This window comes from Streptomyces sp. WAC05292 (assembly GCF_003949955.1).
Classification (GTDB): Bacteria; Actinomycetota; Actinomycetes; order Streptomycetales; family Streptomycetaceae; genus Streptomyces; species Streptomyces globosus.
Map to the genome: position 1 here is coordinate 1 of NZ_RPSE01000761.1, position 1030 is coordinate 1030.

1 protein-coding gene is annotated in these 1030 nt (G+C 67.0%); it reads left to right on the plus strand.

Annotated elements, in window-relative coordinates; translation table 11 throughout:
• Positions 1-851: 851 nt before the first annotated feature.
• The coding region (locus EF903_RS32890) for a bifunctional DNA primase/polymerase (RefSeq protein ID WP_185902958.1) at positions 852-1030 on the plus strand (179 nt) is incomplete at its 3' end.

Consider the following 1030-nt stretch of genomic DNA (forward strand, 5'->3'; position numbering starts at 1 on the left):
CCTCCCCCTGCACTCCCTCCCCCCGGACCGGGGGACTGAACGCCGGTGAGTCCCTTTCGGTCCCTGTCCCTTCAGTCACTGCACAAACCTGCAGGTCAGCGGCCTCCCTCTCGTTTTCCAGGGACCGAAGGGACTGAAATCGCTAGTTATGAGCTACCCAGAGACATGCAGTCATACTTACGCCCGCGCATACACGCACGCACATAAAGAGTGGAAGTAGTGATTCCGAGTCCCTTCAGTCCCTCTCCCGTCCCTCCCAACGCTCTGACCTGCACCTTTACAAAGGGACCAAACCCAGAGGGACTGAACGACGGTCCAGCCCCTTCAGTACCTGGACCCCTCTGACGGACACCCCGGACGCGGATCGGGCGCCCGAAGCGGGGAGGGACCGAACGCCACCGAGCCGGGTTCGGTCCGCAAGTCGGTCCGGCGGACGGTCGGTGTTCGGTCCCTCCCGACGGCGACCCCTCCCCGGGGAGGGACGGTCGAGTGCGACTCCAGGAGGAGTCGAGGGGCGATCCATGCGGCTGCCGCGACACGCCCGGACCCTCACCCCGTTCGAGAAGGGGCCATTCAGGACGAACCAGGTGAGAAGGTCAGGGTCTGAGGGACTGAAGGGACTGAATTCCGGATAGTGCGGCCGTTACATCCCGGGCTCGCGTGGACTCTGGGGTAACCTCCGGCATAGTGAATCTTGAGTCCCTCTGGTCCCTGAGGCGCAGGCCAGCGCACACCTCGGAGAGCAGTCCAGGGATGGGAACGACCGTCGCCGACACCGCGTCAAGGAAGAGCCAGTGCCCGTCTATTCCGAGAGCCTGCCACACGCAGTGAGCGGCGGGTCGGCACTGGACGTGGCCACCTGGCTGGCCCGACGCGGCTACCCCGTCCACCCGCTCGCCCCCGGGGCCAAGACGCCCGCCGCCAACTGCCCCGACTGCCGCGGAGCCCACCACTCCCCCGCCACCTGCCCCTGCCACTCCGAGGGCCGCTGGTGCCACGGCTTCCACGCCGCCACCACCGACCTCCGGAC